This is a genomic window from Cupriavidus sp. 30B13 (genome assembly GCF_049059565.2).
Lineage (GTDB): Bacteria > Pseudomonadota > Gammaproteobacteria > Burkholderiales > Burkholderiaceae > Cupriavidus.
This window is the reverse complement of sequence record NZ_CP188223.1, coordinates 684776-710458: the sequence shown is the minus strand read 5'-3', so window position 1 is coordinate 710458 and position 25683 is coordinate 684776. Positions and strand designations below refer to the sequence as shown.

Sequence of the window (25683 nt, the reverse complement as noted above, 5' to 3'; positions counted from 1 at the left end):
CCGGAACGCCGGCAATGCAAAGATCAGCCTTTGGCTAACATAGCCGATGGCCACGCCGGCGCAAAGATACAGTTGGAAGCGGCCGGTGCGAATCGACTGTGCTTGCTTCCCCTTGGCACCGGGCGCCGCTTAGGGCACAGTGAGGCCGTCTCCAGCGAGACGACGGGCAAGAAGCCTTGCTGTGCTCTTGCCCGGCCCGGAACGTTCATCGAGAATGACCGGGCAGCGACGCGATGCCACGCCCGGCCGGCACGCCGGCGGTCGTGGCGCAAGGAAGGGAACACAAAACACGCGGCGAAGACGGCATGACGATGCAGGACGATGCGATTCGCAGCGACCAGTCAAAAGGAAGCCTTCAACATGAACAATCTTCATCGGGAACTCGCGCCACTCTCCGAAGGCGCGTGGGGGCAGATCGAGCAGGAAGCCTCCCGCACGCTCAAGCGCTACTTCGCGGCGCGGCGCGTCGTGGACCTGATCGGACCGAAGGGGCTCGAACTCTCCGCGGTCGGCACCGGCCAGCTGCGGCAGATCGCGTCGCCGGGCGAGGGTATCGAAGCCGTCCAGCGCGACGTGCGGGCGCTGGTGGAACTGCGCGTCCCGTTCGAGCTGTCGCGCCTGGAGATGGACAGCGTCGAGCGCGGGTCGAACAATCCCGACCTCCAGCCGCTGAAGGATGCGGCCCGCAAGCTCGCCAACGCCGAGGACCGCGTGGTCTTCGAAGGCTATGCGGCGGCGGGCATCCAGGGCATCGCCGAGGGCGCCAGCAACGCCGCGCTGAGCCTGCCGCCCGACATCGGCGGCTATCCGGCCGTGGTGGCGCAGGCGGTGGACGAGCTGCGCCGCGCCGGCGTCGAGGGGCCCTACCGGCTGCTGCTGGGCGACCGGCCGTTCACGGCCCTCGGCGGGGCCACCGACAACGGCTATCCCGTCCTGCGCGACATTCGCCAGCTCGTGGACGGCGACATCATCTGGGCGCCGGCGATGGAAGGCGGCATGGTGCTCACCGAGCGCGGTGGCGATTTCGAACTGCATATTGGCCAGGACGTATCCATCGGCTACCTCAGCCATACCGAAGCCACCGTCCGCCTCTATTTCCAGGAAACCCTCACCTTTCTCATGCTGACCTCCGAGGCGGCCGTGGTGCTTGGACGCCCGGCGTAATGGACGCTGCCGCCCGGGATGCTGCCGCCCGGGCGGAAACCGGGAGCGCGATCACCCCCCCAGCTCCTGGAAGGCATGGCCATTGGCCTGCAGTTCCCGCAGGAGCCCGGGCGGCAGCTCGCTCTGCGAGACCTGCCCCTCGAACTGCCACTGGCCCGCATCCCCGAGGTCGGGCAGGCCGGCTCCCTTGTTCACGTAGAGGCCCAGGGTCGGCTTTGCCAGGTTGATGTAGAAATCGAATTCCTGCATGTTCGGACTCCTTCCTGAAAACCACGGTGCCGCCCGGGCCCTGCCCGACTCGCCGCTCGACGCCGCCGACGCAAACGAAGCGCCCGCCCCGGCCCTCAGTGAGACCGGAGCCCGATCGCCTCCATCGCAAGCCGGATGACCTGCGCGACGAGGGCGACCGAGGCGACCCCGGCCAGCCAGAGCCCGGCCAGCCAAAGCCGTTCTTTCCAGCGGCGGCGGCGCCCTGAAGCCGGATCCGGCATCTTGTTCATCTCTCCGGTCCTGGGGGCCGCCGGCCCCGAACTGCGCGCAGGCCGGCGGCGGCTGCACGAAGTATAGGTAACGCTGACGGATAATTGATCGGAGCCTGTCGTTCCGCTATTGTTCGACTTCGATATGGAAAACATTCCCCACCATGCCTAACAACATCCCCGAACAGCAAGCTGTCTGCAGCCCGATCACCCGTAGCGCAATCTTCATCGTTGCGGTCGTCGCGGCGGGCGACGACCACGCCGAGACCGTGCGCGCGCTGTGCGCGGATATCGCCGCGCTGGTCCGTTCCGTCGGAAAGCGGGTTCCCGCCGGCAACCTGTCGTGCGTGTGCGGATTTGCCTCGGATGCCTGGGACAGGCTGTTCGGAGACCCCCGTCCCGCCGGCCTGCACGCCTTCCGCGAGTTCGGCTCCGGCGATCGCCGCGCGCCGGCGACGCCGGGCGACCTGCTCCTGCACATCCGCGCCGACCAGATGGATCTGTGCTTCGAACTCGCGACCCAGCTGATGGGCCGGCTCGGGGAGGCGGTTTCGGTGGTGGATGAAGTGCATGGCTTCCGCTACTTCGACATGCGCAGCATGGTGGGCTTTGTCGATGGCACCGAGAACCCGACCGGCGCCGAGGCCGTCGATTTCACCATCATCGGCGACGAAGACCTGCCGTTCGCCGGCGGCAGCTACGTGATGGTGCAGAAGTATCTGCACGACATGGCCGGCTGGAACAGCCTGCCCGTCGAGACGCAGGAGCGCATCATCGGCCGCACCAAGCTGTCGGACATCGAGCTCGATGCGGCGGTCAAGCCATCGTCGTCGCACAGCTCGCTCACCACGCTCGAGGAAAACGGCGAGGAGGTGAAGATCCTGCGCGACAACATGCCGTTCGGCCAGCCCGGCAAAGGCGAGTTCGGTACCTTCTTCATCGGCTATGCCCGCTCCCCCAGGCCGATCGAGCAGATGCTCGAGAACATGTTCGTGGGGCGGCCGCCCGGCAACTATGACCGGCTGCTCGACTTCAGCAAGGCCGTGACCGGCGGGCTGTTCTTCATTCCGTCGGCCACGCTGCTCGAAGCGCTCGCCGACCGTCGCCCGGATTCCGTCCAGGCCGATGATGGCGCTCATGATTCCTCCTTGCCGCCCGAGACGCAACGCCCGGACGGATCGCTGAAGATCGGCTCGCTCAAGGCCGCCGCGGCAGCCGACTGACCTGGCCTGGCATGCCGGCGCCGGGCGGCTCCCGCCCTGCGGGACGGCCGGCTATGTGAACTGGTACGGCCGCACCGGCACCGTTTCCGCCGGCAGTTCGCAGTCGCAAAGCTCGAGAATGGACCGCTCGATATTGCGCGTCATGGCATCGAGCGCCAGCGCGTTCGGTGCGAGCCCGAATGGCTCGGCGACCTCGGCGGCGATCGCTTCCAGCGCGATCAGCGTGTAGGAGATGAAGACGCACAGCAGCGGCGTGAAGAACTCGGTCGAGTCGACCAGGCCGAACGGCAGCAGCACGCAGTAGGCGTAGACGGTGCGATGCAGCAGCACGTTGTAGGCAAACGGGATCGGCGTGGAGACGATCCGCTCGCAGCCGCCGAGCACCTTCCCCAGTTCGTCGATCTGGGCATCGAACATCCAGCGCGTGGTGGCGGCCGTGGCGGCCTGTCCGCCGCAGCCGGCGAGGCTGCGGCGGATGTCGTTCAGCACGGCCATGGGCTTGTAGCATTTCCCGTGCAGCGCTGCCGCCTGATCGGGGCCGAGCAGGCGGCGCAGGTCCTCGGCCGGGTCGGTCATGCGCAGCCGGTGCTTGAGCGCATAGACGAACGCGATCAGCATGCCGGCGTGCCGGGCGCGATCCCCGCCGGCGGGGCTCTCCGGCAGGTAGCAGAGCATCTGCGACGTGAGCGTGCGCGATGCGATCAGCAGGTTGCCCCACAGGTGGCGGGCCTCGTTGAAGCGGTCGTAGCTGGCGTTGTTCCGGAACGCGAGGAAGATGGCCAGCGCCAGGCCGAACAGCGTGAACGGCGCCGTATTGAGCGGGATCTTCTCGCCAAAGACCCGCCCGTGCGTGAACACCGCCAGGCTGCTGACGGCCCCCATGAAGACCAGTTGCGGAATGATGGTCTGCAATACCGAACCGTTCCAGACGAACAGCATCAGGAACCAGTTTTGCCGCGGCCTCACGATCATGGTGTCTTCTTCTCTGGCATGGGAACGGCTGGGGAAATGCGCCAGGTCGCCGCGGCGGCGCCCGGACCCGGCCGGGTCAGTGGTAGCCGGCGTCGCCCTCGCGCACCTTGCCGCGGAATACGCGGTACTGCATCGCGTTGTAGACCAGGATGACCGGCAGCACAATCACGGTGCCGACCAGCGCGAAGAGCTGGCTGGAGGGGCTGGAAGAGGCCTCCCAGATCGTCAGCGACGGCGGCACGATGTTCGGCCAGATGCTGATGACCAGGCCGCTGTAGCCGAGAAAGCACAGCGCCAGCGTCAGCAGGAAGGGCGCCGTTTCGTGCCGCAGCCGGACCGCGCGGAAGATGCCCCAGACACAGGCCAGCACCAGGACAGGCACCGGCAGGAACCAGCCGAGGTTGCCGCTGCCGAACCAGCGATGGGCGACCGCGGGCAACCCCGCCACCGTCCACAGGCTGACGACCGCCATGGCCGCCAGCAGCACGCCCGCCAGCGGACGCATCAGCAGCCGCATCTTGCGCTGCAGTTCGCCGTCCGTCTTCAGGATGAGCCATCCGCAGCCGAGCGTGGCGTAGGTGACGAGCACGCCGATGCCGCAGAACACGCTGAACGGCGAGAGCCAGTCGAACGGGCCGCCGGCAAAGCGCGCGTCGACGATCCGGATTCCCTGCAGCAGCGAACCGAGCACGATGCCCTGGCAGAAGGACGCGAGCGCGGAGCCGGCAATGAAGGCGAGATCCCACAGGTGCCGGGTCCGGGTTGCCTTCGCCCGCAGCTCGAATGCGGCGCCCCGGAAGATCAGCCCGACCACCATCAGGATCAGCGGCAGATAGTTCGCCGGCAGCAGCGTGGCGTAGACGACCGGGAAGGCACCGTACAGCCCGGCCCCCCCGAGCACCAGGAAGGTCTCGTTGCCGTCCCAGACCGGCGCGACGGTATTGAGCATCACCTGCCGGTCTTCCCTGGCTTCGAAAAAGGGAAACAGCAGGCCGATGCCAAGATCGAATCCGTCCAGCACCACGTAGATGAAAACGCCGAGGCCGATGATGGCGGCCCATATCACGGGCAGGTCGATTGACATGGAATCACTCTCCTTCCAGCGCGTCCGACGGCGCGGCCAGCGCGCGGTTGCGCAGTCCCGGGTGCCTGAGCGAGGCGGCGGCGTGCGAGTTCAGCACCGGCCCGCGCTTCATCAGTTTCAACATGTAGTAGACGCCCATCCCGAACACCAGGAAATACACGATGACGAAGATCAGCAGGGACACCCCGGCAAGCTGGGCGCTCACCGGCGAGACCGAATCCTCCGTGCGCAGCACGCCATACACGGTCCAGGGCTGCCGGCCAACCTCGGTCGTGATCCATCCGGCCAGCAGCGCGACCAGCCCGGACGGGCCCATGCCCAGCACCAGCCACTGGAACCAGCGCGTTTCGTAAAGCCGGCCGCGCGTTCTCAGCAGCAGGCCGAGCAGCACCGTCAACAGCATCAGCATGCCGAGTCCCGCCATGATCCGGAACGTCCAGAACACGACCGGCGAGTAGGGCCGGTCCCTGCGCGGAAACTCCTTCAGGCCGCGGATCTCTCCGTCCCAGCTGTGCGTCAGGATCAGGCTGCCGAGATGGGGAACCTTCAGCGCATAGCGTGTCACTTCCGCTTCCATGTCGGGAAGCCCGAACAGATTGAGCGCCGTGCCGCCCTTTTCCGTTTCCCAGAGGCCTTCGATCGCCGCGATCTTGGCCGGCTGGTACTCGCGCGTGTTGAGGCCATGCGCATCGCCCACGACGATCTGGACCGGCGTCACCAGCAGCAGGATCCACAGCGCCATCGAGAAGCTGCGCTTGACCGGCACGTCGCGCCGCCCCTGCAGCAAGTGCCAGGCGCCGCAGGCGGCGACCATGAATCCCGCCACGATGAACGCCGCGATCGTCATGTGCGCGAGGCGATAGGGAAAGGACGGATTGAACACCACCTTCAGCCAGTCGACCGGAACGATGCGGCCGTTCTCGACGGCGAATCCCTGCGGGGTATGCATGAAGCTGTTCGACGCCAGGATCCAGAACGTGGAAATCAGCGTGCCCAGCGCAACCATCAGCGTCGCGAAGAAGTGCGCCCGCGCGCTGACGCGCTGCCAGCCGAACAGCATCACGCCCAGAAAGCCTGCCTCGAGGAAGAAGGCCGTCAGGACTTCGTAGGTCAGCAACGGTCCCGTGATGTTGCCGGCAACCTGCGAGAACCCGCTCCAGTTGGTGCCGAACTCGTAAGCCATCACGACGCCGGACACCACCCCCATGCCGAAGCTGACGGCGAATATCTTCGACCAGAACAGGAACATGTCCTTGTAATGGCTATCGCCCGTCGCCAGCCAGCGCCATTCCAGTACGGCCAGGAAGCTCGCCATGCCGATGCTGATCGCCGGAAAGACGATGTGGAAGGAAACGGTGAAGGCGAACTGCAGCCGGGCGAGGTGTAGGGCATCGAAGATTTCCATGATTTTCGCCTGCGCTTGGAATGAAAGGTCCGCTGCCCCGGTCGCTGCGCCGCGACCCGAAAGCGGACCTTGCCCGGCGGAGCGCGCGCGGACAAAGGCCCGCCGACCTGCCGGGCGCGGCCGCACCGGGGCGCGAAGACGCCAGATCTGGATACGACGATAGTGCAGTTCGGAGGCCGCATGCAAACGAATGTCGCCGCGCGGGAACTGTGTTTCGCCGCCTCCTGCCGAGTTGTACCTGTAAAGCGGGCGCGCGCGACGAAGGCATCCGAACTGTGCTCTGCCGGCCGGCATGGCACGCGCGGGACAGGACCGTGCGTGAACGGACATGCAGCGGACGGCCGCGCTCTGCCAGCGGCAACTGTACTCCCGGGAACCGGCGCGAACTGTATGCCCGGCCCGGGCCGCGGGCGGCCTATGCTCAGTGCAGCCGCCGCATCGGCGGGCCGGCCGCTTTCGCCCGCGGCCGTGGAGACAGGCGCCGAAGAGCGGCGCCTGCGCGGCCCTGCCCCGCGTGCCGCCGGGCGGATCGCGGGCGTCATCGCGCCGGGTGCGCAAGAGGGCGAGCCCATGCCTGGAGAGCAGCAATGACATCAACCTTCCTTCCCCAGACCACTGGCACGGGAAGTACGGTGCAAGGCGAAGACGTGGCCGACGGCGGCGGCCTGGCGCGGCATGCCATCGCCGCCGGCTTCGAGGTGCGCGTGCAGCACCAGCCGATCGACTTCGCGGGCGAGGTCGATCCGATCATGCGCAATCCCAATGTGGGCGCCATCGTCAACTTCCTGGGAGTGGTGCGCCGGTCCGGCGACACCGACGATGTGGTGGCGCTCGATATCGAGCACTATCCGGGCATGACCGAACAGGCGTTATGGAGCATCGTCGAAGAAGCGAACGCGCGATGGCGCTTGGGCGCGGTGAAGATCGTGCACCGGATCGGACGTGTCGCGCTCGGCAATCCGGTCGTCCTCGTCGTCGTCGCGTCGCCACATCGGCAGGCGGCGTTCGATGCCTGCGAATTCCTGATGGATTTCCTCAAGACCTATGGGCCGTTCTGGAAAAAAGAAATCCGGCACGACGGCACATCGGAATGGGTCGAGTCCAAGGCGCGCGACGAACGGGCGGCGAACCGCTGGGGCTGATCCCTTCCCTTCCAGCCTGAAACCGAAAGCAGAACGGCGCGCATGAAACTCACCATCAAGTACTTCGCTGGCATTCGTGAACAGCTCGGCCTCGCCGAGGAGACCGTCGATATCGACGCGCCCGAGACGACCGTGGACGGACTCAGGAAGACCCTCGCCTCGCGGGACGCGCGCTCGGCCGATGCGTTGCAGGCGCACCGGCCGGTCCGGGCCGCCGTCAACCTAGAACTGGTCGACGGCGCGTACGTGGTGCGGGAGGACAGCGAGATCGCGTTCTTTCCGCCTGTCACGGGTGGCTGAGCGGCGGGCGGACCACGCCGCCTTCCCGGCCTCGCCACCTCGTTGCCGTCAGCGGGCACACATCGCCACGAGCTTGCCGACCTCGATCACGGCCTCCTCGATCTGGCTCGACCACGGGCTGCTGTAGTTGAGCCGGATGAAGTTCCGGTAAGCGCCGGAGTTCGAGAACATATAGCCGGGGCCGATGGTGATGCCGCGGTCGAGCGCGAGCTGGTAGAGCTGCATGGCATCGACCCTGGCGGGCAGCTCGACCCACAGCACGTAGCCGCCGGCCGGGCTGGACATGCGGGTTCCCTCCGGGAAGAAGCGGGAAACCATGGCTCGCATCAGGTTGGCCTGCTGCGCGTAGGCCTTGCGGATCCTGCGCAGATGATGCTCGTAGCCGCCGCGCTCGAGATACTCCGCGATGGCAAGCTGCGGAACCGTCGGCGTTGCCAGCGTGTTCAGGAACTTGAGCTTCTCGACCTGATCGCGATAACGGCCCGGCAGCGCCCAGCCGATGCGATAGGCTGCCGTCAGGCTCTTCGAGAACGACGAGCAATGCAGGACGATGCCCTTGCGGTCGTAGGTCTTCAACGTGCTGGGATGCGTGTCGCCGAAATACAGTTCGTTGTACACGGCATTCTCGATGACGGGAATGTCCGACCTCGTCAGGAACTCGACGAGCTCCCGCTTGCGCTCGTCCGGCATCTGGAAGCCAAGCGGATTCTGGAAGTTGGGCATGACCATGCACGCCGCGACCGGCTGCGACTTCACGATCGCGGCCAGCGCGGCGATATCGATGCCGTATTCGGGATGCGTCGATACCTCGATCGCCTTCATGCCCATGCGTTCGATCGCGTGCAGCATGGCGTAGAACGTCGGCGACTCGACCGCGATCACGTCCCCCGGCTTTGCGACGGCCTGAAGGCAGATATTGATCGCCTCGGTCGCGCCGACGGTGACGATGACCTCGTTCGGGTCGACCGGCATGCCGTTCTCGAGGTAGCGGCGCGCGATCTGCCGCAGCAGGCGCGGATTGCCTGGCGGCAGCGCGTTCGTCACGCTCCAGAGCGTCTTTTCGCGGCCCGACATATAGGCATACCGGTTCAGCTTCTCGAACGGGAACATGGCGGGGTCCGGGTACGGCGAACCGAGCGGCACGGCATCGCTGGCGCCGATCGAGCGCAACGTCGAAAGCACCAGCCGGCTGACGTCCACCGAGGAAGACACGGCGATCGGCCTGGACGCCCGCAGCTCCTGCATTTGCTGCTCGTCCGCGCCGCGCTGCAGGTCGACGAAATAGCCGGACTGCGGCCGGCTCAGCAGCAGGCCGCGGCTTTCCAGCAGCAGGTAGGCATGAAGCACCGTGGTGATGCTGATGCGGTGCTGCTGGCTGGCCTGCCGCACGGAAGGCAATCGTTCGCCATGGCGGTAGACACCCTGCTGGATCAGCCGCTCGATATCGTCGGCGAACTTCTCGTAGAGCTTCATCGGCCGCGCCCTCCGGCCGGGCCGCCTGAATCAGGCCCGGTGGGGCCGCCTTGCCCGAGATGCAATGCGGCGCCAGGGTGGGGGTGAATTTCGCTTGTCTTCCCTGCTTCGTCTGTCACGACGGTAGCTCCGGTGAATGCGCATTGCCGGGTCCGGGTGACCATCGCCGGCTGCGCGTTATCTGGTTGAAAGGAAGAGTAGGGGCGAAGTTGTATTCACAAGAAGCACACATGGATGTGCCGGAAAAGAGCACAGTTTGAGTCTAGGCCTGGAATATGGAGGGCTGTACTCTAAATCACCTATATATGCCCATATCCGCACTTTTCTTGCCATGGGAAAAGGAACTTGTCCGGTCCCGGCCCGCTGCAAGGGAACTCACCCGGCAGCGGCCGCACGCCGCCTCCCGGCGAAACGCGCAAAAGAAAAAGGCCCTCCGGAGAGGGCCTTGCGTCATCTGGATCTTCCGCTTTCGCGGAGATGGATCGCGGAATGGTCAGAACGGAATATCGTCGTCCATGTCCTCGAAGCCGTTCGACGGCGCCGGCTGCGGACGGCGCGCGCCGCCGGCCGGCTGGCCGCCCTGCTGGGCGCCGGCTGCCTGGCCGCCGCGGGCGCCGTAGCCACCGCCGCCGCCCGATTCACGGCCGCCGCCGTAGCCGCCGCCCATGTCGTCGCCGCCGCCACCGCCGCCCATGCCCTGGCGCGAGCCCAGCATCTGCATCTGTTCGGCAACGATTTCGGTGCTGTATTTTTCCGCGCCGGACTGGTCGGTCCACTTGCGGGTGCGGATGCGGCCTTCGATATAGACCTGCGAGCCCTTCTTCAGGTACTGGCCGGCGATCTCGGCCAGCTTGCCGAAGAAGGCGATGCGGTGCCACTCGGTGGCTTCCTTGAACTCGCCGCTCTGCTTGTCCTTGTAGCGGTCGGTGGTCGCCAGGCGGATGTTGGTCACGGCGTCGCCGCTGGGCATGTAGCGGGTTTCGGGGTCCGCGCCCAGGTTGCCGACGAGGATGACTTTATTGATCGATGCCATGTGAGTGTTCTCCCAGGGCCACGCCCTCTGCTGCAAGCGGCGTGGCGATGCCTTGACTGATGCGCAAACAAATGCGCGTAAACGAATAACGCGCCCCCGGCCATGGAGTCGGGCGCGCGGTCATGCTAGTGCCAAATTGCGGCGAAAAGCTTTACGAAGTGATGCGGAAAACCCTTGCGGGCCCGCCTCCCGCCGCCGCCGGCTTCAGGTGGCGACAGCCGGCGCATTGCTTTTCCGCGCCGGGGGCGACTTCATGTTCCAGGCGATTATAAGCCAGAGCAGCAACACTACCGCACAGCCGAGGAATACGGCGCTGCGGCCTTCGTGCTTGAGCAGCCAGCCGCCCACCGCGCCGCCGAGGAACAGGCCCATCGCCTGGGTGGTGTTGTACACGCCGAGCGCGGCCCCGCGCGCGGCCGCGGCATAGCGCGACACCAGCGAGGGCTGCATGGCTTCGAGCACGTTGAAGGCGACGAAAAACAGCAGCAGCACCGCGACGATGCCCCACAGGCCGTGCACCGCGGCGAACAGCAACTGCACGGCGGTCATCAGGCCGACCGAGCACAGCAGCACGGGGCGGACCTTGCCATAACGCTCGGCGGCCATCATCGGCCCGAGCATCAGCACGAAGGAAACCAGCACCACCGGCAGGTAGACCTTCCAGTGCTGGTCCAGCGGCATGCCGGCGTCGCTGAGCATGGCCGGCACCACCATGAACATGGCGACCTGCGAGGCGTGCAGCGCGAGCACGCCCACGTTGAGCCGCAGCAGGTCCGGGTTGACCAGCACGGCGCGGAACGGCATGCGCACGGGATGCGGCGGCGGCGGCGCCGGCACCAGGAACAGCGTGACGAAGATGGCGAGCACGCCCAGCACCGACATCAGCGTGAAGATGCCGGGCATGCCGATGCCGTGCAGCAGCGGCGAGGCGATCACCAGCGACAGCGCGAAGGTCAGGCCGATGCTGCCGCCGACCATGGCCATGGCCTTGGTGCGGTGCTGCTCGCGGGTCAGGTCGGCGATGCAGGCGGTGATGGCAGCGGAGATGGCGCCCATGCCCTGCAGCGAGCGGCCGACGATGATGCCCGTGAGCGTGTCCGAATTCGCCGCCACCAGGCCGCCGGCGACGAACAGCAGCAGCCCCGCCACCATAACCGGCTTGCGGCCGACGCGGTCGGACAGCCAGCCCAGCGGGATATGGAGGAAGGCCTGCATCAGGCCGTAGATGCCCATGGCCAGGCCCACGCGCTGGGCGTCGTGCCCGTCGGGCAGCCCGGCCGCGTATTCGGCGAACACCGGCAGGATCAGGAACAGGCCGAGCATGCGCAGCGCGAAGATGCTGGCCAGCGAGATGCTGGCCCGCAGTTCCATGCGGGTCATGCGGTCGCGCCCGGCCGCCGGCGGGCTGGCGCCGCCGGCCTTGGAATCGTCGGCCTTGGCCGCATCTTGGGAGGAGCTATGGATCGACGACATTGCGATCGTGGGGAATTTCCGAGACTGGTTGCCGGACCGGCCCGTGCGGCGTGCCGGATGCGGGCGCCGCGCGCAAGGATACCGCGCGACACCGCCGGGGCACCGTCCGGAGCATCGCCGCGGATCCCATGCAGGCCTCATGCGGCCCTCATGCGGACCCCGGAAAGGGCCTCCCGAAGGCACTGCCGGACAGGGGCGGGCAACCCCGGAAACCGAAGTTCGGTATATTAACAGGTTTGCTTCGCCGCGCTTTGGGCGCCGCAACGGGCGCTGCGCGGCCCTGGGCGGGCCTCCTGAGCGGCGCCTGGCATGCTTTTTTCTTGGAATTCCGTGAGACCGGCCTGTCGACCTGACTGGCGGCCCGCCTGGCGTAGACAATCGGTATATGGAAGAAATCAGAATCCGTGGTGCCCGTACCCACAACCTGAAGAACATCAATCTCGACCTGCCGCGCAACAAGCTGATCGTGATCACCGGGCTGTCCGGTTCGGGCAAGTCGTCGCTGGCCTTCGACACCCTGTACGCGGAAGGCCAGCGGCGCTACGTGGAGTCGCTGTCGGCCTACGCGCGCCAGTTCCTGCAACTGATGGAGAAACCCGACGTGGACCTGATCGAGGGCCTGTCGCCCGCGATCTCCATCGAACAGAAGGCAACCAGCCACAATCCCCGCTCCACGGTCGGCACCGTCACCGAGATCCACGACTACCTGCGCCTGCTGTTCGCGCGCGCCGGCACGCCCTACTGCCCCGACCACAACCTGCCGCTGCAGGCGCAGAGCGTGTCGCAGATGGTCGACGCCGCGCTGGCGCTGCCGGAAGACACCAAGCTGATGATCCTGGCGCCGGTGGTGGCCAACCGCAAGGGCGAGCACCTGGACCTGTTCGACACCATGCAGGCGCAGGGCTTCGTGCGTTTCCGCGTCCGCTCGGGCGGCGGCACCACGCACGAGGCGCCGGCGGTGGTCTACGAGGTGGACACGCTGCCCAAGCTGAAGAAGACCGAGAAACATTCGATCGACGTGGTGGTCGACCGCGTCAAGGTGCGCGCCGACATCAAGCAGCGCCTGGCGGAATCGTTCGAGACCGCGCTGCGCCTGGCCGACGGCCGCGCCGTGGCGCTGGAGATCGACAGCGGCCACGAGCATGTGTTCAGCTCCAAGTTCGCCTGCCCGATCTGCTCGTACTCGCTGCAGGAGCTGGAGCCGCGCCTGTTCTCGTTCAACAACCCGATGGGCGCCTGCCCGAGCTGCGACGGGCTGGGCCAGATCACGTTCTTCGATCCCAAGCGGGTGGTGGCCTTCCCCAACCTGTCGCTGGCCTCGGGCGCGATCAAGGGCTGGGACCGCCGCAACCAGTTCTATTTCCAGATGCTGCAAAGCCTGGCGGCCTACTATGACTTCGAGCTGGAAACGGCCTTCGAGGACCTGCCCGCCGAGGTGCAGGAGGTGGTGCTGCACGGCTCCGGCGAGGTGGAGATCCCGTTCACCTACATGAACGAGCGCGGCCGCACCACGGTGCGCGAGCATGCCTTCGAAGGCATCATCCCCAACCTGGAGCGGCGCTACCGCGAGACCGACTCGGTCGCGGTGCGCGAGGAACTGGCCAAGTACCAGAACAACCAGGCCTGCCCGGCCTGCCACGGCACGCGGCTGCGCACCGAGGCGCGCCACGTCAAGCTCGGCGAGAACGACCAGGCGCGCGCCATCTTCGAGATCAACGGCTGGCCGCTGCGCGACGCGCTGACCTATTTCCTCACGCTGGACATGCACGGCGCCAAGCGCGAGATCGCCGACAAGATCGTCAAGGAAATCACCGCGCGGCTGAACTTCCTCAACAACGTGGGGCTGGACTATCTCTCGCTCGAACGCAGCGCGGACACGCTCTCGGGCGGCGAGGCGCAGCGCATCCGGCTGGCCTCGCAGATCGGCTCGGGCCTGACCGGCGTGATGTACGTGCTGGACGAGCCGTCGATCGGCCTGCACCAGCGCGACAACGACCGCCTGATCGGCACGCTCAAGCACCTGCGCGACATCGGCAACTCGGTGCTGGTGGTGGAGCACGACGAAGACATGATCCGCGCCAGCGACTACGTGGTCGACATCGGCCCCGGCGCGGGCGTGCACGGCGGCATGATCGTGGCCGAGGGCACGCCCGCGCAGATCGAGCAGTCGCCCAACTCGCTGACCGGGCAGTACATGTCCGGCGCGCGCCGCATCGAAGTGCCGTCCAGGCGTGCCGCGCCGGACGAGGACAAGCTGCTGCGCATCGTCAATGCCACCGGCAACAACCTGCGCAACGTCAGCGCGGAAATCCCGGTGGGCCTGCTGACCTGCGTGACCGGCGTGTCCGGCTCGGGCAAGTCCACGCTGATCAACGACACGCTCTACCACGCGGTGGCGCGCCACCTGTACGGCTCCACGGCGGAGCCGGCGGCGCACGACCGCATCGACGGCCTCGAGCATTTCGACAAGGTCATCAACGTCGACCAGAGCCCGATCGGCCGCACCCCGCGCTCCAACCCCGCCACCTACACCGGCCTGTTCACGCCGATCCGCGAACTGTTCGCCGGCGTGCCCGCGGCCAAGGAACGCGGCTACGACCCGGGCCGCTTCTCGTTCAACGTCAAGGGCGGCCGCTGCGAGGCCTGCCAGGGCGACGGCGTGCTCAAGGTGGAGATGCACTTCCTGCCGGACGTGTACGTGCCGTGCGACGTGTGCCACGGCAAGCGCTACAACCGCGAGACGCTGGAGGTGCTCTACAAGGGCAAGAACATCCACGAAACGCTGGACATGACCGTGGAGCAGGCACACGAGTTCTTCAGCGCGGTGCCGGTGGTGCGGCGCAAGCTCAAGACACTGCTCGACGTGGGCCTGGGCTACATCCGCCTGGGGCAATCCGCCACCACGCTGTCCGGCGGCGAGGCACAGCGCGTGAAACTGTCGCTGGAACTGTCCAAGCGCGACACCGGCCGCACGCTCTACATCCTGGACGAGCCCACCACCGGCCTGCATTTCCACGATATCGAACTGCTGCTCAAGGTCATCCACAAACTGCGCGACCAGGGCAATACGGTGGTCATCATCGAACACAACCTCGACGTGATCAAGACCGCCGACTGGCTGCTCGACATGGGGCCAGAAGGTGGCGCCGGCGGCGGGCAGGTGATTGCCAAGGGGACGCCGGAGACGGTGGCCAAGAGTCGGGCTAGTTTTACCGGGAAGTATTTGGCGCCGTTGCTGGCGAAGGGGTAAGGGGGTGGGTTTTTCTTGATTGAAACTGGCTTCAAGGCTTGAAGGTTTTTTAAAGTCAAAGGCTTTAAAATCAAAGGCTTTAAATTCAACGTCAAAGTCAAAGGCTTTCGCTCCCCCGGAGCGACCTACTTTCTTTTTTCCGAAAAGAAAGTAGGCAAAGAAAGCGGACTGCCTGGCCGGCAGGGGCAGAAACGTTGGAATTGCTGATTGTTGGTGGTTTCGTGGTGGGGACTGTGGTTCTGCTCGCATCCTGCCGGTACCGGTTCGACCCACCACGATCTTGCTCGCGATATTGGTTTCGGGGTGAGACCTATGATGGCGGGCGCACTGCTTGTTCTGCCATCTGCCGTTACCGGTTTTGGCGGCCACGACGTAGCACCCTCATGGTTTCGTGGTGGGCGTGGTGGACCGGGGCGCGGGTGTATGGGGCTACGTTCAAACTGGAGCCACCGCGCCCACCACGAAACCAGGGCCGTGCCTATGACGTGGCATCCGCCCCGGTCGCGGCAGCAGCCTGAACTACCTGGGCCTACGCCATCATGCAGCGCCACCACGAATCCAGCACCGCTCGCAGAATAGTGGCCATTAAACCCGGTAACGGCAGGATACCAGCAGAACTACAAACCCCACGACGAAACCATTAACATTAATAATCCCAATGTTTCTGCCCCTGCCGGCCAGGCAGTCCGCTTTCTTTGCCTACTTTCTTTTCGGAAAAAAGAAAGTAGGTCGCTCCGGGGGAGCGAAAGCCTTTGACTTTGACGTTGAATTTAAAGCCTTTGATTTTAAAGCCTTTGACTTTGAAGTTAAGCAGCCGATTTTAAAACACCACCCCCCAAACCCTACACCTGCGCCGAAGGCACAACCCTAACCGGCGGCTCGCTCCCATCCCCCTCCTTCATCCGGCTCCGATTAAGCACCCCCGCCTCCTCCAGCACCGGATAGGCAGTAGCGCAAAACAGCGAGTTGAGGCGCTTGAGATCGCTGATGATGTCGAGGTGCAGCGAACTGGTCTCGATGCTCTCGGCGGTCTGCACGGCGATGCGCTGCAGATGGTTGCGCGCGTACTGGCGCTCCAGGTCGCGGAACGTCGCTTTCTCGCCCATGAGCTGCTGGGCGCTCTTCAGGTCGCCGGACAGGAAGACCGACAGCCCCAGGCGCAGGTTTGCCACCACGCGCGCGTGCATCTGCGCGATCTCCTGCATGCCCGCTTCCGAGAACGCCAGGTTGTGGGCGATCTTCTTCTCGCGCGCGTCGAGCAGGATGCGCTCGATGATGTCGCCGGCGTGCTCGAGGTTGATGGTGAGCGAGATGATCTCGGTCCAGCGCCGGCCGTCGCGCTCGTCGAGCGCCTCCAGGCTGATCTGGGTGAGGTAGAGCTTGATCGCGGTATAGAGGTCGTCGACCTCGTCGTCGATGCGGCAGGTGGCGGCGGCCAGCTTGGCGTCGTTGGTGCGCAGCACGCGCAGCATGTTGTCGAGCATCTGCTCGACGCGGTCGCCGATGCGCAGCACTTCGCGCGCGGCATTGGACAGCGCCAGCGTGGGCGTGGACAGCGCGGCCGCGTCGAGATGGCGCGGCGTGACCTGGCTGTCGCCGGTGTTTCGGCCCGGCAGCACCGCTTCGCACAGGCGCGCCAGCGGAGCGGTGGCGCCCAGCAGCAGTACCGCCAGCGCCACGTTGAAGAGCAGGTGGAAGTTGACCACCAGCCGCTGCGGATCGGCGTCGACCAGCGCTAGCAGGCGCTCGGCCTGCCCCAGCAGCGGCAGCGCGATCACGCAGCCGAGCAGGCGCGACAGCAGGTTGCCCAGCGTGACGCGCTTGCCGGGCTGGTTGTTGCCCGAAGTGGTGAGCAAGGCAGAGATGCCGGAGCCGAGGTTGGCGCCCAGCACCAGCGCCATCGCCACGTGCAGCGAGACCACGCCGGCCGAGGCCAGCGCGCCGCAGAACAGCACCACGGCGAGGCTGGAATAGCACAGGATGGTGAGGAAGGCGCCCACCAGCATGTCCAGCGTGGGATCGCCGGTGAGCGTGCCGAACAGTACCTTGACGCCGGAGGCCTGCACCACCGGCCGGGTGGCGATGGAAATCAGCTCGAGGGCCAGCGTGATGAGCCCGAGGCCGATCAGCACGCGGCCGACGTGCCCGGGCTTGCTGCCTTTCCAGCTCAGGTGCAGGATCACGCCGACGAAGATCAGCAGCGGCGACAGCCACGACAGGTCCAGCGAGAACACCTGCACCATCACCGCGGTGCCCACGTTGGCGCCCAGCATGATGGCCAGTGCCGGCGCCACGGCGATCAGGCCCTGGCCGACGAAGGAACTGACGATCACCGCGGTGGCGTTGCTGCTCTGCACCAGCCCGGTCACGCCGAGTCCGGCGGCAAAGGCCGTGAAGCGGTTGGAGATGCTGGAGGAGAGCACGTGGCGCAGGTTGGCGCCGTACACGCGCAGAATGCCCACCTTGACGATATTGGTGCCCCACACCAGTAGCGCGACGCCGGAAAGCAAATGAAGTAGAACGCCCATGGTCTGCCCTTCTGTGACCAGTGCCGCCGTTGCGAAAGCAGATGCAGGAGCCGGGAGAGCGCGAAGCCGGTCCCGAAGCCGGCCGCGAAGTCGGCCGCGAAGCTGATGCAAATGCCGGCGCAAGGTGCCGCCCGGCCATCGTATCGTTGTCAAGGGGGCATTATGCGCCGCCATCCCTGTGCGGGCAACGCCATGGGCATGGCTGGCGGGCCGCGCGGCAACGACGCGGCGCCGCCGCAGCGGCACGGGCGCCGCGTTCAGCCCGGCAGCGCGACCTTGATGCCGAGCGCCACGAAGATGGCGCCGGCCATGCGGTCCAGCCAGCGGCCCGCGCGCGGCCGGTGCCGCAGCCAGTCGCCCAGCACGCCGGCGAACAGCCCGAACAGCGAGAACACCACCGCCGTCTGCAGCATGAAGACCACGCCCAGCAGCAGCATCTGCCAGCCCGCACGGGCGGCGTCGGCGTGCACGAACTGGGGCAGGAACACCAGGAAAAACAGCGTCACCTTGGGATTCATCAGGTTGGCCAGCACGCTCTGGCGGAACACCCGCGCCAGCGGCACCGCCGGCGCATCGGCGGCCTGGCCGAGCGCGCCGCGCGAGCGCAGCGCCTGGATGCCGATCCAGATCAGGTAGGCGGCGCCGGCCAGCTTGATGCACTGGAACGCCAGCGGCGAGGAACGCAGCACGGCCGCCAGCCCGACCGCGGCCACCACGGTGTGGAACAGGCAGCCCGAGGCAAAGCCCAGCGCCGCCACCACGCCGGCGCGGCGCCCCTGCGCCATGCCGCGCGCCAGCACCTGGAGATTGTCGGGCCCGGGCGCCAGGGTGATGGCTACCGAGGTGACGAGGAACAGCAGGATATCGGGCATGGAGGCTCCGGTGACAGGTCCAGGCGCGCGCCGCGCTTCAGTGCCCGTCGAAGCGGCACACGGTGAACAGCGGCAGCCCGCTGTCGAGCAGGTGGCGCGAGCCGCCCAGCTCCGGCAGGTCGACGATGGCCGCGCCCTCCACCACCGTGGCGCCCAGGCGCTCGAGCAGCTTGCGCCCGGCCATCATGGTGCCGCCGGTGGCGATCAGGTCGTCGATCAGCAGCACGCGGTCGCCGGGCTTGCAGGCGTCGGCGTGGATCTCGACGGTGGCGCTGCCGTATTCCAGCTCGTACTCCTCGGACACCGTCTGGAACGGCAGCTTGCCCTTCTTGCGGATCGGCACGAAGCCGAGGTTGAGCTCGTAGGCCACGATGGCGCCGAGGATGAAGCCGCGCGCGTCGATGCCGGCGACCAGGTCCAGGCGGGCGTCCATGTAGCGGTGGACGAAGACGTCGATCAGCACGCGCAGGGTCTTGGGATCCTGCAGCAGCGGCGTGATGTCGCGGAACATCACGCCGGGCTGCGGCCAGTCGGGCACCGTGCGGATCCGCTCACGCAGGTACTCGGTGACGTGGCCGAGGGCGGACGACTGGATGGTGGTATTGGGCATGGGGACTCGTTCGATGCGGCCTGCCGGCCCGGCAGGCCGGATGCGGTAATGGGGATGCGGTAATGGGTTACTACCCGGGCAGCCGCGAACGGCAACACAATGGGCTGGCGCCGGGCGGCCCGGGCGCGCAGGCATGCGCGCCCCTCCCGCCGGGCACCCGTAACCATACAGGAGACCGCGATGGCAAAAAAGATCTTGATGCTGGTCGGCGACTACGCCGAGGACTACGAAACCATGGTGCCTTTCCAGGCGCTCCAGATGGTGGGCCACACGGTCCACGCGGTGTGCCCGGACAAGAAGGCCGGCGCCAGCTGCCCGACCGCCATCCATGATTTCGAGGGCGACCAGACCTACAGCGAGAAGCGCGGCCACAACTTCGCGCTCAACGCGACCTTCGCCGAGGTCGATCCCGCCGCCTACGATGCGCTGGTGATCCCGGGCGGGCGCGCCCCCGAATACCTGCGCCTGAACGAGCGCGTGCTGGAGATCGTGCGTCACTTCGCCGGCGCCAGCAAGCCGATCGCCGCGGTCTGCCACGGCGCGCAGCTGCTGGCCGCCGCGGGCGTGCTGGAAGGCCGCACCTGCTCGGCCTATCCCGCCTGCGCGCCGGAAGTGCGCCTGGCCGGCGGCAAGTACGCCGACATCCCGGTGGACCAGGCCCATACCGACGGCAACCTGGTGACGGCCCCGGCATGGCCGGCGCATCCGGCCTGGCTGGCGCAGTTCCTTGCGGTGCTGGGCACCCGGATCGTACATTAGAGGCTTCCGAAGGCGGCCCCGCGTGCTTGCGCTGCCCGCCGGGCCGCGCCGAACGGGAGTCTCCCATGTGCGAAATCTTCATCCGGGCGAATCCGGAGTCCTACCTGTGCCAGTCGCGCTCGTTGCGGCTGCACGGCGTGGCCACCAGCATCCGCCTGGAAAGCCTGTTCTGGGAAGTGCTGGAAACGCTGGCCCGGCGCGATGCCATGAGCGTGGGCCAGCTGATCACGCGCCTGCATGACGAGCTGGTGGCCTACCGGGGCGAGGCGGCGAACTTCACCTCCTTCCTGCGCGTGTGCTGCCTGCGTTACCTGATGCTGCAGGGCGAAGGCCGCATCCCGGCCGATCCGCTGGTGCCGATCCGCTCGCTCGACGCGCGCTCGGTCCTCGACGGCCTGCCGCCTTCGTGGGCCGACAGCGGCGCGGACGCGAAGACCGCCCGCCGCGCCGCAGCCTAGGCCCGGGCCGCGCCCTCCGCACCGCGTACCGTATCCGCGTGCCGTATCGGGCGCTTGCCGGCCTCAGCCGGTCAGCATGCGCTTTTCCGCCGCTTCCAGCGCTTCGGGCTGGCCGCGCAGGACGACGACGTCGCCGGGCTCCAGCACGGTTTCCGGCTGCGGGTCGAAGGCGCGGATGCCGCGCCGGCGCACGGCCGTCACCTCCACGCCGATGCGCTCCAGCCCCAGCGTGCCGAGGTTGCGCCCGAGCGCCGTGGCCTCCGGCCCGAGCGACACCGAATGCAGCCGCACCGAATCCCGCTCGACCATGTCTTCCTCGTCGTCGCGGCCGTGGAAATAGCCGCGCAGCAGCGCGTAGCGCGCGTCGCGCGCCTCCTGCACGCCGCGCACCACGCGCCGCATCGGCACGCCCAGCAGCACCAGCGCGTGCGAGGCCAGCATCAGGCTGCCTTCGATGATCTCCGGCACCACCTCGGTGGCGCCGGCCTTCTGCAGCACGTCGAGTTCCGAGTCGTCCACGGTGCGCACGATCACCGGCAGCGCCGGGGCGAGCTCCTGCACGTGGTGCAGCACCTTGAGCGCGGACGGCGTGTTGGCGTAGGTGATGATGACGGCGGCCGCGCGGTGCAGGCCGGCGGCGATCAGCGCCTCGCGCCGGCCGGCGTCGCCGTACACCACGGTGTCGCCGGCGCCGGCGGCCTCGCGCACGCGGTCGGGATCGAGGTCGAGCGCCACGTAGGTGATGCCTTCGCGCTCCAGCATGTGCGCGAGGTTCTGTCCGCTGCGGCCGAAGCCGCAGATGATGGCGTGCTTTTCCGTCTGCAGGCTCTGCGCGGCGATGCGCGTCATGTTCAGGGACTGCATCAGCCATTCGTTGGCGGCGAAGCGCAGCACGATGGCGTCGCTGTACTGGATCAGGAACGGCGCGGCCAGCATGGACAGCAGCATCGAGGCCAGGATGACCTGGATCAGCACCGGGTCGACCAGGTTCAGCCCGTCGATCTGGTTGAGCAGCACGAAGCCGAACTCGCCGGCCTGCGCCAGCCCCAGCCCGGTGCGGATCGCCACCCCCTGGCGCGAGCCGAACGCGCGCGCCAGCCCGGCGATCAGCACCAGCTTGAAGAGGATCGGCACCACCAGCAGCGCCAGCACCAGCCACAGGTGGTCCAGCACCACGTGGATGTTGAGCAGCATGCCGATGGTGACGAAGAACAGCCCCAGCAGCACGTCGCGGAACGGCTTGATGTCTTCCTCCACCTGGTGGCGGTAGGGTGTCTCGGAGATCAGCATGCCGGCCATGAACGCGCCCAGCGCCATCGACAGGCCGAGCCGCTCGGTCAGCGCCGCCATGCCGAGCGTGACCAGCAGCAGGTTGAGCATGAACAGCTCCTGCGAGCGGCGCGCGGCCACCACGTGGAACCACCGGCTCATCACCTTCTGCCCGAGGAAGAAGATCACGCTCAGGGCCACCGCGATCTTCAGCGTGGCGAGCACCAGCGCCATGACCAGGTCGCCGGGGTCGCGCGACAGCGCCGGGATCACGATCAGCAGCGGCACCACCGCCAGGTCCTGGAACAGCAGGATGCTGATGATGTTGCGCCCGTGCTCGCTCTCCAGCTCCAGGCGCTCGGACAGCATCTTGGAGACGATGGCCGTGGACGACATCGCCAGCGCCCCGCCGAGCGCCACCGAGGCCTGCCAGGACAGCGGGAACGCCCAGTTGAACAGCCAGCTGGCCGGCACCACCGCCAGCATCGACAGCGCCACCTGCGAGCCGCCCAGGCCGAACACCTGGCGCTTCATGGCCTTGAGCTTGCCCAGGCTGAACTCCAGCCCGATCGAGAACATCAGGAAGACCACGCCGAATTCGGCCAGGTACTTGGTCTGCGCGGTATCGCTGGCCAGTCCGAGCGCGTGCGGGCCGATCAATATGCCGACCGCCAGGTAGCCCAGCATCGGCGGCAGTTGCAGCATGCGGAAGGCGACCACGCCGAACACGGCGGCGGCCAGCAGCACGAGAGTCAGGTCCAGCGGAGAATGCATTGGAAGGGGTCTGGGTGCGCCGCGTCCGCGGCAGGGCCAGGCCCGGCGCGGGCGGCCCTGCCGGCAGGTCGCGGCAGGCGCGGCAGCCGCAACAGCCGCCCGATCCCCGGAACAGCCAAAGCGCCATCGCATTCGTTGGTATACTTCGTCGCCATGATAGCTAATTTCAATGCGGATCGAGCACTTCGGCTCGCCCGACACACCCTCCAGATCGAAGCGGAAGCCGTGGCCGCCCTCGCGGGCCGCCTCGACGGGGAGTTTGCGCGCGCCGTCCGGCTCACGCTCGAGTGCACCGGCCGGGTGGTGGTGTCGGGCATCGGCAAGTCCGGGCACATCGGCCGCAAGGTGGCGGCCACGCTGGCCTCGACCGGCACTCCCTCGTTCTTCGTGCACCCCGCCGAGGCCAGCCATGGCGACCTCGGCATGGTCACGCGCGACGATGTGCTGATCGCCTTTTCCAATTCCGGCGAGACCTCCGAGCTGCTGTCGATCATCCCGATCGTCAAGCGCATCGGCGCCAAGCTGATCTCGGTCACCGGCAATCCGGAGTCGACCCTGGCCAAGCTGGCCGACGCCCACCTCAATGCCGGCGTCGAGAAAGAGGCCTGCCCGCTCAACCTGGCGCCGACCGCCAGCACCACCGCCGCGCTGGCGATGGGCGACGCGCTGGCGGTGGCGGTGCTGGACGCGCGCGGCTTCGGCGAGGAAGACTTCGCCCGCTCGCACCCGGGCGGCGCGCTCGGGCGCAAGCTGCTCACCCACGTGCGCGACGTCATGCGCAGCGGCAACGCCGTGCCCAAGGTGCGCGAAAGCACCCCGCTGGCGCAGGCGCTGATGGAAATCACCCGCAAGGGCATGGCCATGACCGCCGTGGTGGACCCGGATGACCGCCTGATCGGCGTGTTCACCGACGGCGACCTGCGCCGCCTGCTGGAGACGCCGCGCGACTGGAAGACCGTGCCGATCAGCGAGGTCATGCACCGCGCGCCGCACGCCGTGGGCCCGGACCAGCTGGCCGTCGAGGCGGTGCAGGTGATGGAAGCCAACCGCATCAACCAGATGCTGGTGGTCGACGCCGACCGCCGCCTGGTGGGCGCGCTCCACATCCACGACCTGACCCGCGCCAAGGTCATCTGAGGCCGGCCACGACACATGCGGGATTTCCTGTCCTCCCTTAGCCGGCTCGGAATGCGGCTGCTGCCCCTGCTGCTGATGGCGCTGGTGGCGGGCAGCACGTTCTGGCTGGTGCAGGTCAATTCGCCGCACGAAGCCCCCGCCGGGCCGGTCGGCACCAAGCACGAGCCGGATTACTACATGATCCGCTTTTCCGCCACGGAACTCGCCGAGGACGGAAACACCAAGATGCGCTTCACCGGCGACAAGATGATCCACTTCGCGGACGACCAGACCTACGAAGTGACGAAGCCGGCCATGCGCGCCTATGAGATCGACCGCCCGCCGGTGACCGGCCACGCCGACCGCGGCACCATGAACGCCGAAGGCTCGGTGGTGGACCTGTTCGGCCACGCCCTGATCGTGCGCGCGCAGGGACCCGATCCGGCCAAGGACCCGCCCATGACGGCCGCCTCCGAATATTTCCAGGTGCTGGTCAACGACGATATCGTCAAGACCGACAAGCCCGTCAAGCTCACGCGCGGCCCCTCCGTGATGACCGCCAACGGCCTCGTCTTCAACAACGTCACCCGCGAAGTACAATTGCTGGGTAACGTACACGGCACCATCATCACGGTACCGCCGCCGGCCAGCCCCGCGGCGAAGCCCTGAACGAAGCCTGACGTGGGCCCCATCCGGAAACCGCCAGAGAAACGAAGCCGCCCGCGGGCCCTAGCCGTCCGCGCCAACCGCCACCACGCCAATATGAATCCATTCCTGACGACATCGTCCTGTCGCCGCAGCAGCACGGCTGCCCTGATGACGGCCGCGGCCGTCCTCGGCCTGGCGCTGGCCGCGCCGGCCAGCGCCGAGAAGGCCGACCGCGACAAGCCGCTGGTGCTGGAGGCCGACAATGCCAGCTACGACGACGTCAAGCAGGTGTACGTACTGACCGGCAACGTGGTGCTGACCAAGGGCACCATGGTGCTGAAGTCGGATGCGGCGGAAGTGCGCACCGACCCCGAGGGCTACCAGTACGCGGTGGCCACCTCCAAGAGCGGCAAGCAGGCCTATATCCGCCAGAAGCGCGACAACGTCGACGAATACATCGACGGCTGGGGCGACCGCATCGAGTCCGACGGCAAGCAGGACCTGTCCAAGCTGATCGGCCACGCCCGCATGGCGCGCCTGGCCGGCGCCAAGCTGATCGACGAGATCCGCGGCGCGGTGATCACCTACGACAGCCGCAACGAGTTCTACACGGCCACCGGCGGCACCGACAACGCCACCGCGGGCAGCCCGTCCGGACGCGTGCGCGCGGTGCTGTCGCCGCGCCAGGAGCAGCCCGCCAGCGGCGCCGCCGCCGCCAGCCCGCTGCCGCTCAAGCCGGCGTCGGCCCCCGCCGCCCCCTGACGCGGGCCGCCGCCGCGCCCCCCGACCCACGGATTCTCCCGCCTTCATGACCGCTACCCTGACCGAACCGTCGTCCCAGACCAACGTCCTGACCGAAAGCAGCACGCTCGTCGTGCGCCACCTGAAGAAACGCTACGGCTCGCGCACGGTGGTCAAGGACGTGTCGCTCGACGTGAAGAGCGGCGAGGTGGTGGGGCTGCTGGGCCCCAACGGCGCGGGCAAGACCACTTCGTTCTACATGATCGTCGGGCTGGTGGCGCTGGACGAGGGCGACATCGTGCTCGACGACAAGCACATCAGCGGGCTGGCCATCCACGAGCGCGCCCGCATGGGCCTGTCCTACCTGCCGCAGGAAGCGTCGGTGTTCCGCAAGCTCAACGTGCAGGAGAACATCCGCGCCGTGCTCGAACTGCAGATCCACGACGGCAAGCCGCTCGCCAAGGCCGAGATCGAGCGGCGCCTGGACACCTTGCTGGACGACCTGCAGATCGCCCACCTGCGCGACAACCCGGCGCTGTCGCTGTCGGGCGGCGAGCGCCGCCGCGTGGAAATCGCGCGCGCGCTGGCGTCGGCGCCGCGCTTCATCCTGCTCGACGAACCGTTCGCCGGCGTGGACCCGATCGCGGTGGGCGAGATCCAGCGCATCGTCAGCTTCCTCAAGGCGCGCAACATCGGCGTGCTGATCACCGATCACAACGTGCGCGAGACACTGGGCATCTGCGACCACGCGTATATCATCAGCGAAGGCACCGTGCTGGCGTCCGGCCAGCCGGAGGACATCATCGCCAACGAATCGGTGCGCAAGGTCTACCTGGGCGAGAACTTCCGCATGTAAGCGGTGCGGGGGCGTCCCCCGGAGCGGCTTTTATGCCGCCTGTCGTCCTGCAGA

General features: G+C 67.2%; 24 protein-coding genes. 12 read left to right on the top strand and 12 right to left on the bottom strand.

Annotated elements, in window-relative coordinates; genetic code table 11:
- The first annotated feature begins 360 nt into the window (after positions 1 to 360).
- On the top strand, positions 361 to 1164 hold the full coding sequence (locus ACKI2N_RS03415; protein ID WP_420994617.1) for a family 1 encapsulin nanocompartment shell protein: 804 nt from the start codon (positions 361 to 363) through the stop codon (positions 1162 to 1164).
- A 51-nt stretch (positions 1165 to 1215) separates the two neighbouring features.
- Here ACKI2N_RS03415 and ACKI2N_RS03410 read toward each other — a convergent pair whose 3' ends face one another.
- Together ACKI2N_RS03410 and ACKI2N_RS03405 are read right to left on the bottom strand one after the other, a co-directional pair.
- Positions 1216 to 1413 (bottom strand): hypothetical protein, encoded by a 198-nt coding sequence (locus ACKI2N_RS03410; protein ID WP_420994615.1) that lies wholly within the window; start codon positions 1411 to 1413, stop codon positions 1216 to 1218.
- Positions 1414 to 1508: 95 nt separating this feature from the next.
- Positions 1509 to 1664: a DUF2474 family protein gene (locus tag ACKI2N_RS03405; protein ID WP_420994614.1), complete on the bottom strand. Its 156-nt coding sequence runs from the start codon at positions 1662 to 1664 to the stop codon at positions 1509 to 1511.
- Positions 1665 to 1807: 143 nt separating this feature from the next.
- Between ACKI2N_RS03405 and ACKI2N_RS03400 the strand changes: the two genes are divergently transcribed.
- Positions 1808 to 2866 carry a Dyp-type peroxidase gene (locus tag ACKI2N_RS03400; RefSeq protein WP_420994613.1) on the top strand — a complete coding sequence of 353 codons (1059 nt, stop codon included), beginning with the start codon at positions 1808 to 1810 and terminating at the stop codon, positions 2864 to 2866.
- 51 nt (positions 2867 to 2917) lie between these two features.
- Here ACKI2N_RS03400 and ACKI2N_RS03395 read toward each other — a convergent pair whose 3' ends face one another.
- From ACKI2N_RS03395 to ACKI2N_RS03385, 3 genes are all read right to left on the bottom strand, one after another.
- Positions 2918 to 3838, bottom strand: coding sequence for a bestrophin family protein (locus tag ACKI2N_RS03395; protein ID WP_420994612.1), 921 nt, complete (start codon positions 3836 to 3838; stop codon positions 2918 to 2920).
- Between the two features lie 76 nt (positions 3839 to 3914).
- Positions 3915 to 4922 carry a cytochrome d ubiquinol oxidase subunit II gene (gene cydB / locus ACKI2N_RS03390; protein WP_420994610.1) on the bottom strand — a complete coding sequence of 336 codons (1008 nt, stop codon included), beginning with the start codon at positions 4920 to 4922 and terminating at the stop codon, positions 3915 to 3917.
- A 4-nt stretch (positions 4923 to 4926) separates the two neighbouring features.
- Entirely contained in the window at positions 4927 to 6327 is a 1401-nt protein-coding gene (locus tag ACKI2N_RS03385) for a cytochrome ubiquinol oxidase subunit I (protein WP_420994696.1), read from the bottom strand.
- 587 nt (positions 6328 to 6914) lie between these two features.
- Between ACKI2N_RS03385 and ACKI2N_RS03380 the strand changes: the two genes are divergently transcribed.
- Both ACKI2N_RS03380 and moaD read left to right on the top strand, forming a co-directional pair.
- On the top strand, positions 6915 to 7469 hold the full coding sequence (locus ACKI2N_RS03380) for a molybdenum cofactor biosynthesis protein MoaE (protein WP_420994609.1): 555 nt from the start codon (positions 6915 to 6917) through the stop codon (positions 7467 to 7469).
- A 42-nt stretch (positions 7470 to 7511) separates the two neighbouring features.
- Positions 7512 to 7769 (top strand): molybdopterin converting factor subunit 1, encoded by a 258-nt coding sequence (gene moaD / locus ACKI2N_RS03375; RefSeq protein ID WP_420994608.1) that lies wholly within the window; start codon positions 7512 to 7514, stop codon positions 7767 to 7769.
- A gap of 48 nt (positions 7770 to 7817) precedes the next feature.
- On the opposite strand, the gene ACKI2N_RS03370 is transcribed toward moaD, so the two are convergent.
- The 3 genes from ACKI2N_RS03370 to ACKI2N_RS03360 all read right to left on the bottom strand — a co-directional run bounded on the left by ACKI2N_RS03370 (position 7818) and on the right by ACKI2N_RS03360 (position 11748).
- Entirely contained in the window at positions 7818 to 9242 is a 1425-nt protein-coding gene (locus tag ACKI2N_RS03370; RefSeq protein WP_420994607.1) for a PLP-dependent aminotransferase family protein, read from the bottom strand.
- Positions 9243 to 9735: 493 nt separating this feature from the next.
- Positions 9736 to 10275, bottom strand: a complete 540-nt coding sequence (locus ACKI2N_RS03365; RefSeq protein ID WP_420994606.1) for a single-stranded DNA-binding protein — start codon at positions 10273 to 10275, stop codon at positions 9736 to 9738.
- Positions 10276 to 10479: 204 nt separating this feature from the next.
- Positions 10480 to 11748 (bottom strand): MFS transporter, encoded by a 1269-nt coding sequence (locus ACKI2N_RS03360; protein WP_420994605.1) that lies wholly within the window; start codon positions 11746 to 11748, stop codon positions 10480 to 10482.
- Between the two features lie 385 nt (positions 11749 to 12133).
- Here ACKI2N_RS03360 and uvrA point away from each other — a divergent pair, with 385 nt between their 5' ends.
- Both uvrA and ACKI2N_RS03350 read left to right on the top strand, forming a co-directional pair.
- Entirely contained in the window at positions 12134 to 14998 is a 2865-nt protein-coding gene (gene uvrA, locus ACKI2N_RS03355) for an excinuclease ABC subunit UvrA (protein WP_420994604.1), read from the top strand.
- 658 nt (positions 14999 to 15656) lie between these two features.
- Complete coding sequence (locus ACKI2N_RS03350) at positions 15657 to 15869, top strand: hypothetical protein (protein WP_420994603.1); 213 nt, start codon at positions 15657 to 15659, stop codon at positions 15867 to 15869.
- Here the strand turns inward: ACKI2N_RS03350 and ACKI2N_RS03345 are convergent.
- The 3 genes from ACKI2N_RS03345 to ACKI2N_RS03335 form a co-directional block, all read right to left on the bottom strand.
- On the bottom strand, positions 15841 to 17526 hold the full coding sequence (locus tag ACKI2N_RS03345) for a Na/Pi cotransporter family protein (RefSeq protein ID WP_420994602.1): 1686 nt from the start codon (positions 17524 to 17526) through the stop codon (positions 15841 to 15843). The genes ACKI2N_RS03350 and ACKI2N_RS03345 overlap by 29 nt on opposite strands.
- Positions 17527 to 17783: 257 nt before the next feature.
- On the bottom strand, positions 17784 to 18398 hold the full coding sequence (locus tag ACKI2N_RS03340; protein ID WP_420994601.1) for a LysE family translocator: 615 nt from the start codon (positions 18396 to 18398) through the stop codon (positions 17784 to 17786).
- 37 nt (positions 18399 to 18435) lie between these two features.
- A complete protein-coding gene (locus tag ACKI2N_RS03335) occupies positions 18436 to 19008 on the bottom strand; it encodes an adenine phosphoribosyltransferase (protein WP_020202679.1) in 573 nt (190 codons plus the stop codon).
- Positions 19009 to 19188: 180 nt separating this feature from the next.
- Between ACKI2N_RS03335 and ACKI2N_RS03330 the strand changes: the two genes are divergently transcribed.
- The gene (locus ACKI2N_RS03330; RefSeq protein ID WP_420994600.1) at positions 19189 to 19767 is read left to right on the top strand and encodes a DJ-1/PfpI family protein; all 579 of its coding nucleotides are present in this window, start codon (positions 19189 to 19191) and stop codon (positions 19765 to 19767) included.
- A gap of 65 nt (positions 19768 to 19832) precedes the next feature.
- Complete coding sequence (locus tag ACKI2N_RS03325) at positions 19833 to 20225, top strand: ribbon-helix-helix domain-containing protein (protein WP_420994599.1); 393 nt, start codon at positions 19833 to 19835, stop codon at positions 20223 to 20225.
- A gap of 63 nt (positions 20226 to 20288) precedes the next feature.
- Here ACKI2N_RS03325 and ACKI2N_RS03320 read toward each other — a convergent pair whose 3' ends face one another.
- Positions 20289 to 22268, bottom strand: coding sequence for a monovalent cation:proton antiporter-2 (CPA2) family protein (locus ACKI2N_RS03320; RefSeq protein WP_420994598.1), 1980 nt, complete (start codon positions 22266 to 22268; stop codon positions 20289 to 20291).
- 153 nt (positions 22269 to 22421) lie between these two features.
- Between ACKI2N_RS03320 and ACKI2N_RS03315 the strand changes: the two genes are divergently transcribed.
- The 4 genes from ACKI2N_RS03315 to lptB all read left to right on the top strand — a co-directional run bounded on the left by ACKI2N_RS03315 (position 22422) and on the right by lptB (position 25629).
- Positions 22422 to 23405, top strand: a complete 984-nt coding sequence (locus ACKI2N_RS03315; protein ID WP_420994597.1) for a KpsF/GutQ family sugar-phosphate isomerase — start codon at positions 22422 to 22424, stop codon at positions 23403 to 23405.
- Between the two features lie 15 nt (positions 23406 to 23420).
- Positions 23421 to 24053 (top strand): LPS export ABC transporter periplasmic protein LptC, encoded by a 633-nt coding sequence (gene lptC, locus ACKI2N_RS03310; protein ID WP_420994596.1) that lies wholly within the window; start codon positions 23421 to 23423, stop codon positions 24051 to 24053.
- 93 nt (positions 24054 to 24146) lie between these two features.
- Complete coding sequence (gene lptA, locus ACKI2N_RS03305; protein WP_420994595.1) at positions 24147 to 24794, top strand: lipopolysaccharide transport periplasmic protein LptA; 648 nt, start codon at positions 24147 to 24149, stop codon at positions 24792 to 24794.
- A gap of 46 nt (positions 24795 to 24840) precedes the next feature.
- Entirely contained in the window at positions 24841 to 25629 is a 789-nt protein-coding gene (gene lptB / locus ACKI2N_RS03300) for an LPS export ABC transporter ATP-binding protein (protein ID WP_420994594.1), read from the top strand.
- Positions 25630 to 25683 lie beyond the last annotated feature (54 nt).

Bases quoted from the DNA above. Each gene is read 5' to 3' on its own strand.
- ACKI2N_RS03335 (WP_020202679.1), bottom strand. From the start codon at position 19,008: ATGCCCAATACCACCATCCAGTCGTCCGCCCTCGGCCACGTCACCGAG.
- ACKI2N_RS03370 (WP_420994607.1), bottom strand. From the start codon at position 9,242: ATGAAGCTCTACGAGAAGTTCGCCGACGATATCGAGCGGCTGATCCAG.
- ACKI2N_RS03405 (WP_420994614.1), bottom strand. From the start codon at position 1,664: ATGAACAAGATGCCGGATCCGGCTTCAGGGCGCCGCCGCCGCTGGAAA.
- ACKI2N_RS03320 (WP_420994598.1), bottom strand. From the start codon at position 22,268: ATGCATTCTCCGCTGGACCTGACTCTCGTGCTGCTGGCCGCCGCCGTG.
- ACKI2N_RS03350 (WP_420994603.1), top strand. From the start codon at position 15,657: ATGTTTCTGCCCCTGCCGGCCAGGCAGTCCGCTTTCTTTGCCTACTTT.
- lptC (WP_420994596.1), top strand. From the start codon at position 23,421: ATGCGGGATTTCCTGTCCTCCCTTAGCCGGCTCGGAATGCGGCTGCTG.
- ACKI2N_RS03365 (WP_420994606.1), bottom strand. From the start codon at position 10,275: ATGGCATCGATCAATAAAGTCATCCTCGTCGGCAACCTGGGCGCGGAC.
- cydB (WP_420994610.1), bottom strand. From the start codon at position 4,922: ATGTCAATCGACCTGCCCGTGATATGGGCCGCCATCATCGGCCTCGGC.
- moaD (WP_420994608.1), top strand. From the start codon at position 7,512: ATGAAACTCACCATCAAGTACTTCGCTGGCATTCGTGAACAGCTCGGC.
- ACKI2N_RS03395 (WP_420994612.1), bottom strand. From the start codon at position 3,838: ATGATCGTGAGGCCGCGGCAAAACTGGTTCCTGATGCTGTTCGTCTGG.
- lptB (WP_420994594.1), top strand. From the start codon at position 24,841: ATGACCGCTACCCTGACCGAACCGTCGTCCCAGACCAACGTCCTGACC.
- ACKI2N_RS03360 (WP_420994605.1), bottom strand. From the start codon at position 11,748: ATGTCGTCGATCCATAGCTCCTCCCAAGATGCGGCCAAGGCCGACGAT.
- lptA (WP_420994595.1), top strand. From the start codon at position 24,147: ATGAATCCATTCCTGACGACATCGTCCTGTCGCCGCAGCAGCACGGCT.
- ACKI2N_RS03400 (WP_420994613.1), top strand. From the start codon at position 1,808: ATGCCTAACAACATCCCCGAACAGCAAGCTGTCTGCAGCCCGATCACC.
- ACKI2N_RS03340 (WP_420994601.1), bottom strand. From the start codon at position 18,398: ATGCCCGATATCCTGCTGTTCCTCGTCACCTCGGTAGCCATCACCCTG.
- uvrA (WP_420994604.1), top strand. From the start codon at position 12,134: ATGGAAGAAATCAGAATCCGTGGTGCCCGTACCCACAACCTGAAGAAC.
- ACKI2N_RS03330 (WP_420994600.1), top strand. From the start codon at position 19,189: ATGGCAAAAAAGATCTTGATGCTGGTCGGCGACTACGCCGAGGACTAC.
- ACKI2N_RS03325 (WP_420994599.1), top strand. From the start codon at position 19,833: ATGTGCGAAATCTTCATCCGGGCGAATCCGGAGTCCTACCTGTGCCAG.
- ACKI2N_RS03410 (WP_420994615.1), bottom strand. From the start codon at position 1,413: ATGCAGGAATTCGATTTCTACATCAACCTGGCAAAGCCGACCCTGGGC.
- ACKI2N_RS03385 (WP_420994696.1), bottom strand. From the start codon at position 6,327: ATGGAAATCTTCGATGCCCTACACCTCGCCCGGCTGCAGTTCGCCTTC.
- ACKI2N_RS03380 (WP_420994609.1), top strand. From the start codon at position 6,915: ATGACATCAACCTTCCTTCCCCAGACCACTGGCACGGGAAGTACGGTG.
- ACKI2N_RS03345 (WP_420994602.1), bottom strand. From the start codon at position 17,526: ATGGGCGTTCTACTTCATTTGCTTTCCGGCGTCGCGCTACTGGTGTGG.
- ACKI2N_RS03415 (WP_420994617.1), top strand. From the start codon at position 361: ATGAACAATCTTCATCGGGAACTCGCGCCACTCTCCGAAGGCGCGTGG.
- ACKI2N_RS03315 (WP_420994597.1), top strand. From the start codon at position 22,422: ATGATAGCTAATTTCAATGCGGATCGAGCACTTCGGCTCGCCCGACAC.